The organism is Bradyrhizobium sp. ISRA464, from assembly GCF_029910095.1.
In the GTDB taxonomy this organism is placed as follows: Bacteria; Pseudomonadota; Alphaproteobacteria; order Rhizobiales; family Xanthobacteraceae; genus Bradyrhizobium.
The window spans coordinates 6,503,937-6,520,811 of record NZ_CP094526.1; the positions used below are offsets into that span (position 1 = coordinate 6,503,937).

Below are 16,875 nucleotides of genomic sequence, written 5' to 3' on the forward strand. Positions count from 1 at the left end.
TCGCTGACGATGCTTCGGAAGAGGGCAGGCGCTGGCTCTGACAGTGCGGGTCGTGCTGACCTGCGCGGAAGGCGCTCAGAACAACGAACTGGCAGCCAAGCTGGAGCTGGGCCGGTAGACCGTGGGCAAGTGGCGGCGTTTTGTAGAGCGGCGCGTGGCCGGGCTGCAGGAGGAGCCGCGTTCCGGGGCGCAGCGCGCGATTGACGATGCCCGCATCGAAGCCGTGATCGTGCAGACGCTGGAGAACTGCCCCGAGAACGCCACCCATTGAAGTTCCCGCGGCATGGCGAAGGCCAGCGGCCTGTCGGTGTCAACGGTGCAACGCATCTGGCGGGCCTTCGGGCTCCAGCCGCACCGGCTGGAGCCGTTCAAGCTCTCGACCGATCCAAACTTCGTGGCCAGGGTGCGCGACGTCGTGGATCTCTACGTCTCACCGCCGGAGCATGCCATCGTTCTGTGTGTGGATGAGAAGTCGCAAGGCCAGGCGTTGGACCGCAGTCAGCCGATGTTGCCGATGCGTCCCGATCAGCCGGCCCGAAGGAGCCATGACGACAAAAGGCACGGCACCACATCGCTGTTCGCCGCCCTCGACATCATCGCGCTCCTTACCGATAAGAAGATTAGGCGCGGTGTCTATCGCAGCGTCGTCGCCCTCAGGGCCGACATCACTTCGTTCGTCGACAGACACAACGTCGATCCCAAGCCGTTCCGATGGACCAAATCCGCCGATGACATCCTTTCATCCATCGAGCGCTTCTGCCGATACAACGCCCGGGCAGAACACGACACGATGTTGCGAACTTCCGGTCAGGACAGTAGCTCTCTAGCAACGTCGTGGCTCCCCTCCTATCCAAACGACGATCGATCGATGCAAATTCGCTGATTCCGGTCCGTCAACTTCGCTTGCAATCCAGAGGCAACGAACGCCATTCGTCCTCATTGTAGTATCAGGGCTTCCATTTTCTTTGCGTAATTCGAGCGAAATGCGCTTGGGCAAAGCTGCTACGGAATCCATCCAGAATGATATCTTTCGCCATTGGCTTCAGCTCCTCCAGTCCCCCAATGAAAGAACGGTTCACCGACTCTTTCGTTCGCTGGTAAGCGACTTGCGGATATTCCCCAAGCACGCCGGCTCTCCAAATTGCTCTCTCGACGACGTCCTGCCTCTCGGCAATCTCATTGAAGAACTTGTGCTCTAGAGCCCAGTCAGGCGGCACAACCTCACAGCCGAAGATAACATCAGACATCGCGGAACGACCAAATGATTTCCGAAGCATGTAGGCGCCGATTGGACAGGCCAGCCCCTGCTTGAGCTCCCACCCCAGTGCCTTCGTCGCGGCCGTTCCTACACGCCAGTCGCAGCAGAGTGCGATCTGGAGCCCGGCGCCTATGGCATATCCGTCAATTCCTGCGACGATGGGCTTGGTCACGCTGAGGATGGCAACGTAAAGCCCGATTGTCCGATCTATCAGATCTTCGACGCCGGCCGGGGTTTTGATTTCGCGTGCTTCGTTTAAGTCATCACCGACACCGAAGGAGCGATCCACTCCACCAGTAAGGACGATTGCCCTGATGGCCGGTTCGGCTTGCGCCCATCGACATGTCTCGACAATACCTTGCTCGAGTTCGCGGTTGAGTGGATTTAGAGGTTTCTCGCGGTTGAACTGCGCCACAAGAACGGTCCGCGCCTTATGAACATTTAGGGCTGGCATGGAAATCTCCGGTCAGGTTGGAGGAACGCCACCGCTTGGCAGCCCGTAGGCCCAAATACGATCAGGAAACGTGTAACCGAGCCCGACCATTAAGCCGGGGCCAGTCCATCACCTCTCCTGGTGCTTGGAGCCGCTCCTTCGCGTCTGAACCTTATCAGTTTTGCCATTCAATCCAACAACCAATTTCTCAACCGAGATGCAGTTACCCATTCAAAAAATCTCCTAGCAGGTGTATTGTGCTTTTCAGTTGCGCAGCACGACAAGCCACTAGGCATCGCTGGCGCTCCGGAAGAGAGATACCTGAACAGAAACGGAGAGCCGCTTTTTGCCCGCCGCAAGTACAAGTGCCTGGAGAAAGAGATCGTGCCTCATTGGACAGGCTCGCGATCGCGTCGAGCTGGATCTCTCACCCGATCGGATGGCAGTTCAGCGTGAATGGATATCAGATGCGCTACCCGCCATGCGCAGGCGCCCATGCCCGGAGTGGCCGTAGTGTTGTCTCACTCCCAGAGCTCACGGGCTTAAGGGATCTCGGCAGCCGAGCAATGGGCCGCAAATGCCGCCTTGCAGCCAAGCATCGACTGACATTGCAGGGGATCGTTTGACGGGCACATGAAGGGACGAGGGCGACTGGCCCGGTTTCCCGTGCCCGTCGTTATTTCATGAGGTGACTGATGAGCGGAATGAATCAATGCAACGGACAGGATCCGTCGACTGTCAAGAGTGTCCGGCCGATGGAGAAGGATCTCTACGAGATTGGCGAAATTCCACCATTGGGCTATGCACCGAAGCACATGTTTGCATGGGTCATACGCCGGGAGCGGCATGGAGATCCGGAGGATGCAATGAAGGTGGAGGTGATTGAGACCCCCACTGTGGGACCCGAGGATGCCCTAGTCATGATCATGGCGGCAGGGGTAGGCTACAACGGCGTCTGGGCCTCTCTGGGGCAGCCTGTTTCGCCCTTCGATCTTCATCGGCACTCCCGTCACGTCGCGGGATCGGATGCCTCCGGAATTGTTTGGTCGGTTGGAGAGCGAGTAAAGAGATGGAAGGTGGGTGACGAGGTCGTTGTCCATTGCCATCAGGACGATGGCGACGATCTCGAGTGCAACGGCGGAGATCCCATGTTGTCGCCCTCCCAGAGAATTTGGGGATATGAAACTCCGGACGGAGCTTTGGCGCAATTCGCTCGCGTACAGTCCCGTCAACTGTTGGCAAGGCCGATGCACCTCAGCTGGGAGGAGAGCGCGTGCTATATGGGCACGGTAGGCACTGCATACAGAATGCTGTTTGGCCATCACCCGCATGCCGTTCGACCAGGTCAGAACGTGCTGGTGTGGGGTGCAGCTGGTGGGTTGGGCTCGATGGCGATCCAGCTTGTATCACTGACGGGCGCCAATGCAATCGGCATTGTTTCCAATGACTCAAAGCGCCGCTATGTGATGTCATTGGGCGCAAAAGGCGTGATCAACCGTAAAGAATTTGACTGTTGGGGGCGGCTTCCGGATAGTCATGACGTGACTGCTTACAGGGAATACATGAAGGAGGTGCGCCGCTTTGGCAGAGCTATCCGGGAGATTGCAGGAGCCACCGATATTGACATTGTTTTTGAGCATCCGGGAGAGACGACATTTCCAGTGAGCTGCTACATCGTGAAACGGGGCGGAATGGTTGTGTTCTGTGGTGGGACTTCTGGCTACCACCTTACTATGGACGCTCGCTTCGTGTGGATGAGACAAAAGAGAGTACAAGGCAGCCATTTCGCAAATCCATATCAATTGTGGGAAGTGAACCGGCTTGTTCATGAGCGGCGTATCGATCCATGCCTTTCCGAAGTCTTTACCTGGGAGGAAATCCCACGCGCACACATGAAAATGTCAAGGAACGAGCACCGGCCCGGAAACATGGCTGTTCTCGTCCAGGCAAATGTGGCACAGGCCAGCTCTCAGGCTTCAGGAGTTTGACTGAGGCTCAGGTCCCGACGAAGGCTGATGCTGCCGGACAGCAATCATTCAGAGGCTAACCGGGTCCAGCAGAATGGCTGCTCGCACCTAACGAACTACATCCTTTCAAAGCGCTCTCGAAGAAGAATTAGCGAGATCGCGACCCGGTGCAGTCCCGAGGTCTCCACCGGGCAGGGCCAAACAGAGCGTTTGATCGCCATCAATTCGGGATCTGACCGACGATCCTGACGAGCCTCTCTCGATGTCAAGGCGGTATTCTCGCGACGTTCGCCCGTGAGCCAGACCCGCTTCGGATCGCCTGAACAGCTCGCCGGCGTCGCCCTGCGACTCCGATCCTGGCCAACCGACCGGAGTTACTGACCTGCGCGGACGTTGTTGAGGTTGAAAAGTTCGTTAAGCCTCATTCGCATCCCTAAGCAGAGGCAGTTGAACGAACTATCTGAGAATGCTATCGATTTTTATCTGTCAATGCGAAAAGAGCCTGAGGCCGGACCTAATCCGTGACATACAACGACCTTGACGCGAGAATTGGCGAACGCATTCGAACGCAGCGAAAGCTGGTTGGCCTGAGTCAGAAAGAGCTCGCCAGTCGATTGGACATAGTCTTTCAGCAACTGCAAAAGCACGAAAATGGCACAAGCAGAGTGCCGGCCAGTCGGCTTTACGAGATCGCTCAAGCACTGAACACGCCGATCACACATTTCTATGAAGTTGATGACAGCGTAACACAGCGGCGGAGGTCGCCACTCACGGATGTTTCCGCGATCGTCGGCGCACAAAGGGGCAAGCTGGCAAAGCAGGTTCTTGAACTTGTCACGGATTTCATGAAGATCAAGGATGAGCGTGCCCGAACGGACATTGTTTCGTTGGTCGCCAAACTTTCGAAGTCAAACGCCAAGCGTTAGAGTTGCCGTCAGACGGCTTACGAGATCAACAATTGCAGGCTGGGCCATCGCATTTCTGGCCACTGCATAGCACGCTTTTGAAATGCTGTTGTGCGGCACTGCTCGCAACACCAGCAACATGTCCCTGTTTTGCCTCGAGTGAGATGCTGCGCAAACCAGCAAGCAAGCCTTGATTGATCGATTCCTTCGTTCGGCGGAAGGTGATTCCGGGAAATTCGCCGAGGATCCGCGCGCGCGCAATAGCCGTCTCCATAAGGTCTCCTGGATCCGCGACCTCGTGAAGCAACTTGTGGTCCAGCGCCCAGGAAACCGGAACGGCCTCGCACCCGTAGACGATGCTGGACATCGCGGCCCGACCGACGAAACTCTCGAGCAGATACCCGCCGACAATACAAGCGATGCCGTGCTTCAGTTCCCACATAATCAGCTTCGTTCCGAGCACTCCAACGCGCCAGTCGCAGCATAGCGCGAGCTGAAAGCCCAGACCTATGGCATAGCCAGCAATTGCGGCAACTGTAGGTTTCTTGATGCTGAGTATCGTCGAATAAAAGTCAATCAACCGGTCGATATACGCCTCCACTGCCACACTTCCGGAAAGCTGGGCCACTTCCGTGAAATCGCCGCCAGCGCAAAAGGATCTCTCATTGCCTCCTGTCAATACCAGAGCCCGCACCTCAGGATTGTCATTTGTTTCCCGGCATATCGAGCGGACTGCAGTCTCGAGTTCCAAGCTCATCGGATTATGGGGCGTTGCGTGATTGAACCGCGCGACCAGAACCTCACCTCGTGACTCGGTTTCCAATATAGCCATGGTTTCTCCGATTGATCACGTCCATATGAAAGCCGTAGCTTAGGTCCTCCTGATGATGCACCTATAATGAGAACATGTCAATCAACAAAAACACCCATAGTAAGAGTTCAATCTTGCAAACGAGGCCATTGGGCAGCATAGTGTGAGCTAGCCGCGTCGCTGCATGCATGTGAAAACGGTGAGTTCCATGCCACTTTCCGATCCTGTCGAACGAGAAATGCTTCATCGCCGGGTAATAGAAGTGATTGGCTACCATCGTCGCGATCTCCTCTGGGATATTGAGGCCCGCCTGATCGACTCAAAAACCGGTGCGTACGCGAATCCTTGGCGTGAAGTTCTCCCTGGGCAAGCGATGCATGACATGTCACTGCGGTTGACTGTCGATACAAGCTTCAGGATACGCGCAGTCGATGCTGTCAGCGACAGTAATCCGTATCCGCCATGCTCGGAAGCAGCGGCTGCCTTTGCTCCGCTCGTGGGTCTTACGATCGAGCCTGGCTGGAAAAAGAATGTCAGGGAGCGCGTCCCTCAAAGTGCTTGCTGCACGCACCTTTACGAACTTATTGGCTCTGTCGGATCAGTCATATTCCAGACCATCTTGCCGGTCCTGCAGCAACAAGGAGCTTTCGACAGGCATCCTCGCCCAGGCCTGATCGACAGTTGCTGCGCTTACCGGAGGGGCAACGAGGTGGTAAGGCATTTATGGCCTGACTTGCCGATCAAGTAGTTGGTGATCATCAGGTACGTCGGCTGATGCCAACCTTGAGCAGTACTCAAACAATATCTGCTGCGTGAAGCTGGAAATCTTGCTCGCAAATACATCTGCCATCTAGGTATTTGCCTTAAACGAAGGCTCCTGCTGACATGCGTGGAGCACTGTTCCTGCAATAGATTTTCATGCCAGAGCGCAGAGACAAACGCCGACGTCTAATCGAGCATTGACTGCCTAACTGCCTCTTCTTCGGTTGGCCTCTCGCCCAGATAGCCTGATCAAAGTCCGACCGATATGACAGGACATCCATCGGTAATCGCGCCAGAGGAGCACACCAGCAGATCGTCGCTTGACGCGGCATGCCGAGTTCTTCCTGCCAGAATGCGCCCTCGAGGCGCGAAGAGATTTTTGGCAGGCCAAAACATCTTTCCCGGAAAAGCAGCGACTCGTATGGATCAAGCGGTGAATGCCGTTCGCGACGAACCGGTCTGCCATCATGCTGACGGCACAGATCGGCGCAAAGACGCCAGCTCTACCGTTGTTCGCAATCAACCTCCCGCGATAACGAGCTTTGATCTCCAGATTTGCATTCGCATCTCCAGTCGGATCCACGCCCTGGATTGGATATGTCAAGCTGACGCCGGTTTCGTCGATGCGAGCTCGTTTTCAGAGAGCATTGCCGTACCTATAATGCCATCCTTCATTAACTGAGCAATCGAGCACTCGGAAGCCCGAGAAGTTCCGACAGCACTTCTACATTGTGCTCTCCGACGGTAGGCGCAGCCGCGGATACGACATGGCACCTTCACGTATACGGGCTGATGGCTGCGGGTGTCGGCCAATGAATGCTCGTTCAACATCCTGCAGGAATCCTCGCGACGCAAGATGCCGACCTTTAGGAAGTTCAATCGGCAGGCTAGCCACGCCAGAAGCTATCCCTGCTGCCTGCAACTCAGACATGGCCTGATCTGCGTCCCGCGAGATCGTCCAGGCTGCAATGCCTGCTTCAATTAGGTCATCGATGTCACGGCGGTCGTGTCCCCATTGGTGGTGTAGCTCGGTAGAGCAAAGCCGTCCGCACGCGCGGCCTCCCATGGCGCCGTAGCGGGCGGGCGGCTTTGCGGTGGTCACCGGCAGTTCGCCGGTAGGGTCGGGTTGCTGATACCAACCTGATTCGAGGAACCACCGATGACCGATGAGATGATGAACCTCCGCACGCTCGTGGAGAAGACCCCTGATGCCGATCTGCTGCGCGAGATGATCGGCTTTGCCGCCCAGCGCCTGATGGAGCTGGAAGTGGAAGGCCAGACTGGGGCCGCCTATGGCGAGAAGAGCTCCGAGCGCCTGGCGCAGCGCAACGGCTACCGCGACCGGACCTGGGAGACCCGCGCCGGCACGGTCGAGCTGCGTATCCCCAAGCTGCGCAAGGGTTCCTACTTCCCCGGCTTTCTGGAGCCGCGCCGGATGGCCGAGAAGGCGCTCACCGCCGTGGTGCAGGAAGCCTATGTGCAGGGCGTCTCCACCCGCTCGGTCGACGACCTGGTGCAGGCGATGGGCATGAGCGGCATCTCCAAGAGCCAGGTCTCGCGGCTGTGCGCGGAGATCGACGACAAGGTGAAGGCGTTCCTCGCTCGCCCGATCGAGGGCGATTGGCCGTATCTGTGGATCGACGCCACCTACGTGAAGGTGCGCCAGCAGGGGCGCATCGTGTCGGTCGCGGTGATCGTCGCGGTCGGCGTCAACAGCGATGGCCGGCGCGAAGTTCTCGGTATGGACATTGGTCCCTCGGAGGCCGAGACATTCTGGACGGCGTTCCTGCGCAAGCTCGCCCGCCGCGGCCTGCGCGGCGTCAAGCTGGTCGTCTCCGACGCCCACGAGGGCATCAAGGCGACCGTCGCCAAGGTGCTCAACGCCAGTTGGCAGCGTTGCCGCGTGCACTTCATGCGCAACGCGCTGGCCCATGCCGGCAAAAGCGGACGGCGTGTCGTCTCCGCCTTCATCGCCACTGCGTTTGCCCAGGACGATGCCGAAGCCGCACGAGCGCAATGGCGAAAGGTCGCCGATCAGCTCCGCCCCAAGCTACCCAAGCTCGCCGGCTTCCTCGACGAGGCCGAGACCGATGTGCTGGCCTACATGACGTTCCCGCCGCAGCACCGCACCAAGCTGCACTCGACCAACCCGATCGAGCGCCTCAACGGCGAGATCAAGCGCCGGACCGAGGTCGTCGGCATCTTCCCCAATGAGGACGCCATCGTCCGCCTCATCGGCGCGATCCTGCTCGAACAGAATGATGAATGGGCCGTCCAGCGCGCCCGTTACATGACGCTGGAAACCATCGCGCCGTTGAGCGATGATCCAACCGTCAGTCTCCCGGCTATCGCCAGCTGACCAGTCCGGCTCTTGCCGGCGAACGCGGTGTCCCACCGCCAGTTACACCACGCTCAGGGACACGATCTGTCACGGCAGCCTTCTGCTGATTCCAACGATGGGTCCCTGCCCCAGTCCGGCCGGCCAATGAGGCGCGTGAGCTGACGCCACATGTCCGCGCCAGTAACCGCTGTCATGATCCAGTTGTCCTCACCGGCATAGCGAAGGCACCCATCCGGCACGAACTTGGGGGTGTCGATTGCCGTATCTCAGCGGTGGGACACCCTCTATCGGGTGGAGGGTGATCCACGGCGCTGCGAACGGCATCATGCAGTCTATCCGCGCCAGATCGATGAATTGCCCCTGCCCGGTGTTCCGGGCGTGAACCGGACGACCAGAACCGCAGCGCATCCGTTTAACCCGCCAACTGCATCGCCAAAGGCGGTGTGGCTCATTGTGGGCGGGCCATTGGGTCTTCCAATCACGCTCGGTAAGCCCGATCCCTGCTCGAGAGTTGAGCCATTGGCACGGCAATCGCGATGCATGCTGTCTGCACCAAACGCAGGCGTCGACATCGTGACGAGCTGCCGGTTTAGCTGTTTGAGCACATCATAACAAAGCCCGAGCCCGGGCAGTACATCAAATGAATAGTTATTGACGACGACGTCCGCTCCCACCACAAGCCGTTTGGCGAGCGCTGCGCCTTACGGCCGCGTCAAGTCCAGCGTGATACCGCGTTTGTTGCGGTTCATAACGCAAAATTGTATCGTCTTTTCGTACATCCGCCATCGATGTAAGCAAGACGCCGGTCAACACCGCGCCACCAATCGGGATATTGAATGGCCTCGATCTTGAGCACGTCAGCGCCAAGATCAGCCAATGTTCGGGTGCATAGCGGCCCCGCCCGGCCCATCGAAAGTCGATCACGCGAATTCCATGCAACGGCGGTCCCGCCGGATTCATGGGATGGGCTCTCGATCCAGCGGCGCAGCTTACATATCTCGAACTCGGGAAAGCTTCCTGCTGCGCGGGGACCGGTACCTTCCCGCCCCGACGCGGCGGAGTGACCGTAAGCCGCTGGACCGAGCCAACCGTCAGGCCATTTTCTTCGCCCAAGACGACAGGCACGATGGCGCCACGTTCACCTTTCTCGGGATCGAGGAATAGATCAGATATTTCGGGCACCGGGATGATCGGGATTTTGCGTCTGAAATTCAGGAACAAACCTTCCTTCCAGCTCTTGCGCCCGCTTCAGGCGATCTTCCCCAAGCATGAGAGCAGGATCATCAAGCAAGTCGGAAAGACCAAGCATGTCTCAAAATGCGCGCCATTGTGCTGGCGTTACCCTGGTAACACCCAACCCTCTCCTTGTCGCATAGATTCCCACCGGAAAGCCCGGCCAGAATGTCGGCCATCAAGTCTCCAACAGCCGTTGCCCACAGCTTCGCTCATAGAGCACGCTGCCGCTGATGTTGCACAGGCGCTCCTGTGATCGAGTGAACGAGCGCCCTTGTCTGCGCCAAGTCCCCGCCACTTTCGATCGGCACTCTTCTCTGGCGCGCTCTCCACAGGGAGCCACTGGAACTTCAGGGTTAACAACCCTGCAGCACCGCAGATATCGAACCGTTGTGACGGCGTGCGAAGATTCATCTTAGCCTCGCCACGATCATTTACCTCTCCGCGTCGCGATCGCTCGACTTCTTCATCTAGCGCTATCGTTGACAATCGCTGTTCCAACAATCTATATCGCCTCCACAGAAGGGCTCGATGCTGCAGGCCGCACATCCTGCTGGGCACGAATTCTTTGTTACTCATTGGAGCTAGATCAGGCGCTTGCGCCAGGACTGCAATGTGCATCGCCTCAGGCGGCGAACTCTCCTCCTGTCATGTCGATGGTGGCACCGGTGATAAAGCCTGCCATCGGCGAGGCCAGAAAGGCCGCCACGTGTGCCACTTCTTCAGCTGTTCCAAATCGCCCGACTGGAATCCGGTTGAGAGCTGCCACGTTGATCGGGGCTTCGGCTGGCCCACTCAGATCGCTGAGAACCCTGCCGGGAGCAATACAATTGACCGTGATACCATACGGCGCCAGATCTCGCGCAGCAGCGCGGGTTAGTCCGACCAGACCAGCCTTCGACGCGGCGTAGTGCGGCCCTGCGATCAGTGGCATGGTACGGCCGGCGACCGACCCCACGTTGATGATACGCCCATGACCTTTCGCAATCATTGCTGGCCCGATCAGTCTCATGAAGATGAACGGTCCGCTGAGATTGACATCGATGACCCGCATCCATTCCTCATGGGAGGTCTGCGATATCCATGGTGTATTCTGATCGAGCCGTTTGGGCGAGATGCCGGCATTGTTCACCAACACGGCAATGTCGCCCCAACGAGACCGGATGCGGTCAATGAACCCCGAAGCCACATCCTGTCGCGATACATCACCGTTTTCAGCATAGAGTCGGCCCTCCGGCCGGCCAAGGGCGTCAAGCGCCCGCTCCACGTGCTCGGCTCTCATCGAAATGAAGGCGACCTGATAGCCGTCGGTCACGAATCTGCGTACGATTTCGAATCCGATCCCTCGCGCTCCTCCGGTAACGAGCGCAACCCGCCCGTCGCTTTGATCGTTGGACTTCGCTGCTTTCATGTGTTCGGCAACTCAACAACGACATGAATTTGATTTGCACGGCGGCTGGCAGGCTACGTACGAACAGAGAGGATGCGTCTCTTACGATCCTTTCGGGTTCTCTGGAGCTTTAGGTACAGCCATCCTAGGCAGCTTCCCATCATTGGCCCGACAGCAAGAAGATGCGGAAATCCGTGGATCTTCCCGAGCGAGGCGCGTTGCTACGAAAGGCGAACCGCTCGAAACTCAGCGCGTGTGATAATCGGTGCATTCCGTCGGCCGTTGCACGTTCCATGTCTGGCGTCACGTCATCCTCGTTTCGACAGCGCCGACTTGTTCACTCTATCATCGTATCGGGAGTCGCGGATACCGTGGCGACTCCGGTTGTGCCGGCCGCGGTTTCCAAGATGCAGTCGCACAGACGTTCAATATCGTTCGCTTCGTGATCTGCCGTGATACACACGCGAACTCCCGCTTTTCCGCGAGGGACGGTCGGGAAGAAGGTTACGGAAGTATAGAAGCCGGCGTCGAGGAGCTTTCTTGATATCGCAATCGCCTTGGCTTCTTCCCCGATTTCAATCATCCTAATAGGGAAACGATTGCCTTTCTCCGCGGTCGTGACACGACGGTCAAAGATACTGATCCGCTGCGCCAGCTTCCGCTGCCGCTCGCCTAGCTCTGCAGAGCGGTGAATCTTGCACGACCCAAGCGCAGCACCAACTGCCGCCAGATTTGGCGCCACGGAAAAGGCATAGGGAATGGAGTAGCGTCGAAACAGAGCTTCATGGTTGGCTCCGCCAACCATCAACATGCCGCCCGATGCGCCGAACCCTTTTGCGAGCGATGCCGCTATGATCGTCCGGTCGCCCAGCGATTGCGGAAACTGAGAGCGAGCAAATCCTTCGCCTTGGCGTCCAAAGAGAGATATGCCATGGGCGTCATCGATAAAAAGAAAAAGCCCATATCGCTCCTGGAGTTCGCGGAGCTCCTTTATCGGCGAACTCCCACCCATGGAGTAGACACCATCGCAGACGTAGGCGACAAGCGGGTGTTCGCGACACAGGCGCTCGAGAGCATCGACATCGTTATGCGCAATGGTTTCAACTCGGGTTTCATCAGCGACGACCGGCTTGTGGTAAGCGAGCGATACATGCGCGGTCCGATCGAATACGACGACTGGTTTTCTTCCGTTCGTCAATTGGCCCGATGCGAGAAGGGGCATCGCGCCAAGATTGGCCAGCATGACCGTGGAAAATGCGAGCACGCGCGCGCAGAACATCTCGGAAAGAGTTTCTTCAAGCTCTGCCAGGAGATCGAAATTGAGCCGCGTTCGTGCGCACGACCAGTGCAGAGAGCGATGTAGCTCGATTGCTTCCATCGCGCCATCAATGACCACCGGATGATTATCGAGGCCAAGATAGGAGCAGCGCACGAAATCAGTCACTAGAGGTCGACTGTCGAGAGGACCAGTACCCAAGGCGACCATGCGCCCGCCCCTGGACCTTGCCTGGAGGGCCATAAGACCAGATGTGTGGGCAGCATCGAAATAAGGCTTGCTTTCGTTGACCACGTAAGCAGTGTTCCGAAAGCGTCCACGTTTGCGGCGACTATCCGGAACCGTCAACCCTTGCTGCTCTTGCTGCATTTAATTACCCGTTCCGATCTGCCGAAAGAACGTGCTTGACCACTCAAATGACAGCGCGCGACCACCATTCCTGACAATATCGCGCCAAATCGCAAGGTTCTGTCTCTTGCAAGCTCCGGCCGACGCAAACTAACTACGAAAGATGCACTTCGCAGCTACCTAATGGAGTAGGTTGGGATGCGGAGATGTCGCGCACGGAGCGGTGCCGGGTGACTGATCCTATCTCCATCGCGTGGCGCCGACATTCTGCTACTACAGCAGCTGGCGGCTCCCCGGTACGCATGCGACGAAGACCGCGTGATTGACGCACGCGCGCGGGCACAGTGAGTTCTATGATTGCTTGGGTGAAGGTCAGGCGGCCTGCTGACCGGCTGCTTGGCGCAGGAGTTTCCATTCCCAGGACAGCAGTTCGTGCAGACGCGATGCGGGCGAGGACGTCGGCGAGCCAGGCTTTCGGACGTCGTTGAGACGACAGGTCGTGATCATCGTCAGTGTGATGGCGGAACGGTCGGCGCCACGCTGGCTGCCGGCGAAGGTCCAGTTGCGCCTTCCCAGGGCGATGCCTCTCAATCGGTCCAATTGTTGGTCAAGCAGATCTGCCATCGTCGAGGAAGCGGGCGAAGTCGTCCCAGCGCCTTAGCATGTAGTTGATCGGCTTAAGGACCTCGGAGGAGCGTGAGAGGATTTCGCGCTCACGCAACAACCAGGCGTGCATGCCCTCGAGAAGCGGCTTGCTCTCTTCCTGGCGCACGGCGCGCCGCTCGTCGGCGCAGCGGCCGTTGATGGCGCGCTCGACCTCGAACAATGCATCAAGGCGCCTGACCGCCTCCAGCGCGATCGGAGAGGCCGGTTTGCCCTTCTTGCCTTCCCGAGCATTTTTCTCGATGTGGGCCAGTTCGAAGAAGCCCCGTCGTGCATGGGCAAAGCAAAATGCCGGCGTAGTCCGCCGCACCTTCTTCTGCGGGTCGAACAGCGGTTCGAAGCCGCTGTAACAATCGGCTTGCAGGCTACCCATGAAGGAGGCCAGATGCTTCTGGGGATGCTCGCCTCGTCGGTCGCTCGAGGCGTAATAGACCGCCGCCGGCGGCGGGCCCGGCGAAGGACCGGTCATCCCGCACATAAGTCCAGATCCGTCCGGTCGTACACTTGCCCTTCGCCAGGATACGGATGGTGGTGTCATCGCCATGAAGACGTTCGGCAGCCAGCACATGACGTTCGATCAAGTGAAAGAGCGGCATGACGGCGAAGGTCCCGTGGCCGATCTGGTCGGCCAGCGTCGACAACGACAGGTCGATCCCCTCGGCCTTGAAGCGCGCACTCTGGCGGTTGAGCGGGGATATGCATGCCGAACTCGTCGAACAGGATCGTCGCCAGCAATTGTGGGCCAATGAAGCCGCGCGACGTGGCATGGAACGGTGCGGGCGGCTGGCTGACCTTCTCGCAATCGCGGCAGGTGAACTTCTCGCGTACCGTCTCGATCAGCTTGAACCGGCGTGGGATCTCCTCCAGCGTCCTGGTCACATCCTCGCCGATCTTCGCCAGCCGCGAATCCACCGCAGCAGGCGCAGGTCGTTGGAGCCTCAATGACGACGCGCTCGCGTTCGATGTCATCCGGCCAGGGCTTGCGCACCGGCCGCTTGCGCGTGAAGGAACGGATGTTCTGCGTCTTTGCTGCTTCAGCCTGCGCGGCAAGCTCATCCTCGTTCGCCGTGGTAACGAGTTCATCGAGCTCCAACTCCAGCTCGCTGAAGCAGCCACGCCGTGCGCTCGGAGCGCAGTCCGTACAGCTCGCGTTTGAGCTTCTCGATCCGCAGCTCAAGATGCGCGATCAGCGCCTCGTTGTCCGACAGCTCCGCCCGCACACTGGCAGCCACCGCCTCGGCTCGCAGCCGCGCCTCACGCTCGGCCTGCAGCGCAGCCAGGGCACTCGCAAGGTCCGATGGAAGATCGTCCGGCTTCGATATCATGAAGCCGGTGAATCAGATCAAGCTGCAGATTCAAGCCGGAAAAACGGCTATCCCACCCGCGTCGACCGATGGGTTTCTTGAGGGTTACGCCAATCGGTCCCGGACAGCAGATAGCTCAACCGCGCCGGCGAGATCGATACCGATTCACCGGCAACCGATGGCCAGATGAACTTTCCTCTCTCGAGTCTTTTTGTGAACAAGCAGGCTCCCTCGCCATCATGCCAGATCGCCTTCACAAGATCGCTGCGGCGACCGCGGAAAACGAACAGATGACCGTTGAGCTGGTCTTTACCTCCTGCACTTGGAGTGCCAGCGACGGAAAACCTATGCGCATATCCGTGTAGCCTGTCGCGAGCCACACTCGCACATTCCTCGGTATCGCAATCATCGGCGTCCAAGCGCATCGAGGACCCGCGCCAGCGCCTCTGGATCGACGTGCTCATCCAGCCGGATGCACCGTCGGTTGCCGAGATCGATCTCTATCATTCCAGTACGCGCGGCTGCGACGGAGCGAACTCGGCCATCAACCGTAGGCAAAAGCATCGGAGTTTCCTCAGCCGATGCCGCTACGGCGGCGATCTGCGCCGGCGTAAACGATGTACAACTTGTTCCGATGTCCGCGCTTGTCGACGCCAGGTAAACACCAGGCTGGCCGCTACTTCGTTGCGACGCGCAACCTCAGTCATCTTCGCGCCCGGCGCCAATGTCTCCTCGACAATCCGTGCCCTGTGGTCCTACGACCAGCGCCGCCGCTCCAGCCCGCCCAAAACCTCGACCCGCATCGCCTGATGACCTTAAAGCTAGACTTAAGGCAACACGCTTCGCGAATTGCCACCCGTCACGTAAGACGGCTCCCGTCGGCTTTCAACTACCCACATCTTCTGGGTGACCCGGTAGCGATGAAGGCGACATCTTGCAACTTGGTCAGACGTCGCCAAACAACGATGTTTCCTGGAGGATGATCACGTGTGCGGGCGAGATAGCCGCCAAGCATGGTGATCTGCAAAAGGTAAGTTGCGAGCGTTCGGCGAAGGATGCGCGGTTTGGAACGCGCCGCATCTATGCGGTCGAGTGTTTCAATCTCCGCGGGGGTAAGGACAGTCTCGGGTCTCGCATCCGGTTGAGCGCGCGCGGACATAGTGATCCAAAAAATGCGCCAGCTGACAACCGTAATGAGAGCGAGAAGCTTCACCAGCCGCTCGGTGGTCTGCAATCTCGCGTCCTCTGCACGGCAACCAGATTCATGATCTTATGGAACATCTCGACCTTCCAGCGCAAGGCGTACCAGTCGAGCTTTTCGACGGCGGCTGCCAGATCGTCGACAGGCAAATTGGTCACGAGCTTCCAGTCGATCGGGTCACGATTCGAAGGCGGATCGACATCCAAAACATAAATATAGATGAGCGTTTGTAGCGCGTAGCGCTTTTGCTTGCCGATAGGCGGCAATGTTTTCACCGAGGCGAACTTGATCTGCAGGAAAGCAGTTTCGCCATCTTGACCGCCAGTCGCGACTCGGTGGCGGCCGGACCAAGGGACCGCGGCAACTTGAGCGAAGACGCGATGGGCCGCATTCGTCGGCGAGGGACTCGACGGTGGCTCGGCGAGCCGATTGGTCTGAACGCGCACAAGAAACCGTGCCCCGAGAACCTGCGCCAGGCAAAAAAAGTTCGTAGATATCGCTTTCGCGATCGCCAATGTGCACACAGCGCTCGGGCGAGCCCAGAAGCGCGATGGACTGACGCAAATTCTCGAGCCAGCAATAACTTTCTTTGGTCTCGATCGGCACGCGCGTTTGGTTCAGGAGCCGCCTGAGCGCAGCCGTTGCTTTGAACTTGCTGCGGGTCCATAACTTCACCGCCGACAGGCCGAGTGGAGTCCCGCTGGTGGTGACGACCAGACTCGAATGCATCAACACGCCGCACAAGTTGCAGGCGGTGGGTTGTCCGGCTTTATAGCGCCCAGCATTGATGGTCTTTGTGTAGCCGATCTTGCCGGGCGACTCGCGACTGTAGGTGAACTCGGTCGTATCCTGCAGGATCAGGACACAGGCCCTTCGCTGGCTTTGGATATACTTGTCGAGGCTGGACGATCGCGCAAAATCGCAAGGATGAGACTGGCCTGCCCGGCTCGTTTTGAGCAGGCCAGACCTCCTCATGAGGTTGT

At 58.4% G+C, this 16,875-nt stretch carries 13 protein-coding genes and 2 pseudogenes; 5 read left to right on the forward strand and 10 right to left on the reverse strand.

Annotated features, from left to right (window positions below):
* Positions 1-9: 9 nt before the first annotated feature.
* A pseudogene (locus MTX19_RS30360) lies at positions 10-760 on the forward strand (IS630 family transposase); the annotation flags it as partial.
* A gap of 187 nt (positions 761-947) precedes the next feature.
* On the opposite strand, the gene MTX19_RS30365 reads toward MTX19_RS30360, so the two are convergent.
* Positions 948-1,712: an enoyl-CoA hydratase/isomerase family protein gene (locus MTX19_RS30365; RefSeq protein WP_280980577.1), complete on the reverse strand. Its 765-nt coding sequence runs from the start codon at positions 1,710-1,712 to the stop codon at positions 948-950.
* Between the two features lie 683 nt (positions 1,713-2,395).
* Here MTX19_RS30365 and ccrA point away from each other — a divergent pair.
* Together ccrA and MTX19_RS30375 are read left to right on the forward strand one after the other, a co-directional pair.
* Positions 2,396-3,679, forward strand: coding sequence for a crotonyl-CoA carboxylase/reductase (gene ccrA, locus MTX19_RS30370; protein WP_280984922.1), 1,284 nt, complete (start codon positions 2,396-2,398; stop codon positions 3,677-3,679).
* A gap of 500 nt (positions 3,680-4,179) precedes the next feature.
* Entirely contained in the window at positions 4,180-4,584 is a 405-nt protein-coding gene (locus tag MTX19_RS30375; RefSeq protein WP_280980578.1) for a helix-turn-helix transcriptional regulator, read from the forward strand.
* A gap of 25 nt (positions 4,585-4,609) precedes the next feature.
* Here the strand turns inward: MTX19_RS30375 and MTX19_RS30380 are convergent, their stop codons facing one another.
* A complete protein-coding gene (locus tag MTX19_RS30380) occupies positions 4,610-5,395 on the reverse strand; it encodes an enoyl-CoA hydratase/isomerase family protein (protein WP_280980579.1) in 786 nt (261 codons plus the stop codon).
* Positions 5,396-5,582: 187 nt separating this feature from the next.
* Here MTX19_RS30380 and MTX19_RS30385 point away from each other — a divergent pair, with 187 nt between their 5' ends.
* Together MTX19_RS30385 and MTX19_RS30390 are read left to right on the forward strand one after the other, a co-directional pair.
* Positions 5,583-6,122 (forward strand): DUF2889 domain-containing protein, encoded by a 540-nt coding sequence (locus MTX19_RS30385; protein ID WP_280980580.1) that lies wholly within the window; start codon positions 5,583-5,585, stop codon positions 6,120-6,122.
* A 1,173-nt stretch (positions 6,123-7,295) separates the two neighbouring features.
* Positions 7,296-8,495, forward strand: a complete 1,200-nt coding sequence (locus MTX19_RS30390; RefSeq protein ID WP_280973221.1) for an IS256 family transposase — start codon at positions 7,296-7,298, stop codon at positions 8,493-8,495.
* A 314-nt stretch (positions 8,496-8,809) separates the two neighbouring features.
* On the opposite strand, the gene MTX19_RS30395 is transcribed toward MTX19_RS30390, so the two are convergent.
* The 8 genes and pseudogenes from MTX19_RS30395 to MTX19_RS30435 form a co-directional block, all read right to left on the reverse strand.
* The gene (locus MTX19_RS30395; protein ID WP_348638222.1) at positions 8,810-9,154 is read right to left on the reverse strand and encodes a CoA transferase; all 345 of its coding nucleotides are present in this window, start codon (positions 9,152-9,154) and stop codon (positions 8,810-8,812) included.
* 488 nt (positions 9,155-9,642) lie between these two features.
* A complete protein-coding gene (locus tag MTX19_RS30405) occupies positions 9,643-9,786 on the reverse strand; it encodes a hypothetical protein (protein ID WP_280980583.1) in 144 nt (47 codons plus the stop codon).
* A 549-nt stretch (positions 9,787-10,335) separates the two neighbouring features.
* Positions 10,336-11,121 (reverse strand): SDR family NAD(P)-dependent oxidoreductase, encoded by a 786-nt coding sequence (locus tag MTX19_RS30410; protein ID WP_280980584.1) that lies wholly within the window; start codon positions 11,119-11,121, stop codon positions 10,336-10,338.
* Positions 11,122-11,437: 316 nt separating this feature from the next.
* Positions 11,438-12,745, reverse strand: coding sequence for an aminotransferase class I/II-fold pyridoxal phosphate-dependent enzyme (locus tag MTX19_RS30415; protein ID WP_280980585.1), 1,308 nt, complete (start codon positions 12,743-12,745; stop codon positions 11,438-11,440).
* Between the two features lie 351 nt (positions 12,746-13,096).
* Positions 13,097-14,712 (reverse strand): annotated as a pseudogene (locus MTX19_RS30420) (IS66 family transposase).
* 47 nt (positions 14,713-14,759) lie between these two features.
* On the reverse strand, positions 14,760-15,155 hold the full coding sequence (gene tnpB / locus MTX19_RS30425) for an IS66 family insertion sequence element accessory protein TnpB (RefSeq protein ID WP_348638223.1): 396 nt from the start codon (positions 15,153-15,155) through the stop codon (positions 14,760-14,762).
* Positions 15,156-15,580: 425 nt separating this feature from the next.
* Positions 15,581-15,925 carry a hypothetical protein gene (locus MTX19_RS30430; RefSeq protein WP_280980586.1) on the reverse strand — a complete coding sequence of 115 codons (345 nt, stop codon included), beginning with the start codon at positions 15,923-15,925 and terminating at the stop codon, positions 15,581-15,583.
* Positions 15,901-16,407 carry a hypothetical protein gene (locus MTX19_RS30435; protein WP_280985607.1) on the reverse strand — a complete coding sequence of 169 codons (507 nt, stop codon included), beginning with the start codon at positions 16,405-16,407 and terminating at the stop codon, positions 15,901-15,903. The genes MTX19_RS30430 and MTX19_RS30435 overlap by 25 nt, the downstream gene beginning before the upstream one ends.
* Between the last annotated feature and the right edge of the window lie 468 nt (positions 16,408-16,875).

Excerpts from the sequence above, each read along its gene's own strand:
- MTX19_RS30365 (WP_280980577.1), bottom strand. The coding sequence starts at position 1,712 with ATGCCAGCCCTAAATGTTCATAAGGCGCGGACCGTTCTTGTGGCGCAG.
- ccrA (WP_280984922.1), top strand. The coding sequence starts at position 2,396 with ATGAATCAATGCAACGGACAGGATCCGTCGACTGTCAAGAGTGTCCGG.
- MTX19_RS30380 (WP_280980579.1), bottom strand. The coding sequence starts at position 5,395 with ATGGCTATATTGGAAACCGAGTCACGAGGTGAGGTTCTGGTCGCGCGG.
- MTX19_RS30385 (WP_280980580.1), top strand. The coding sequence starts at position 5,583 with ATGCCACTTTCCGATCCTGTCGAACGAGAAATGCTTCATCGCCGGGTA.
- MTX19_RS30390 (WP_280973221.1), top strand. The coding sequence starts at position 7,296 with ATGACCGATGAGATGATGAACCTCCGCACGCTCGTGGAGAAGACCCCT.
- MTX19_RS30405 (WP_280980583.1), bottom strand. The coding sequence starts at position 9,786 with ATGCTTGGTCTTTCCGACTTGCTTGATGATCCTGCTCTCATGCTTGGG.
- MTX19_RS30410 (WP_280980584.1), bottom strand. The coding sequence starts at position 11,121 with ATGAAAGCAGCGAAGTCCAACGATCAAAGCGACGGGCGGGTTGCGCTC.
- MTX19_RS30415 (WP_280980585.1), bottom strand. The coding sequence starts at position 12,745 with ATGCAGCAAGAGCAGCAAGGGTTGACGGTTCCGGATAGTCGCCGCAAA.
- tnpB (WP_348638223.1), bottom strand. The coding sequence starts at position 15,155 with ATGAGCACGTCGATCCAGAGGCGCTGGCGCGGGTCCTCGATGCGCTTG.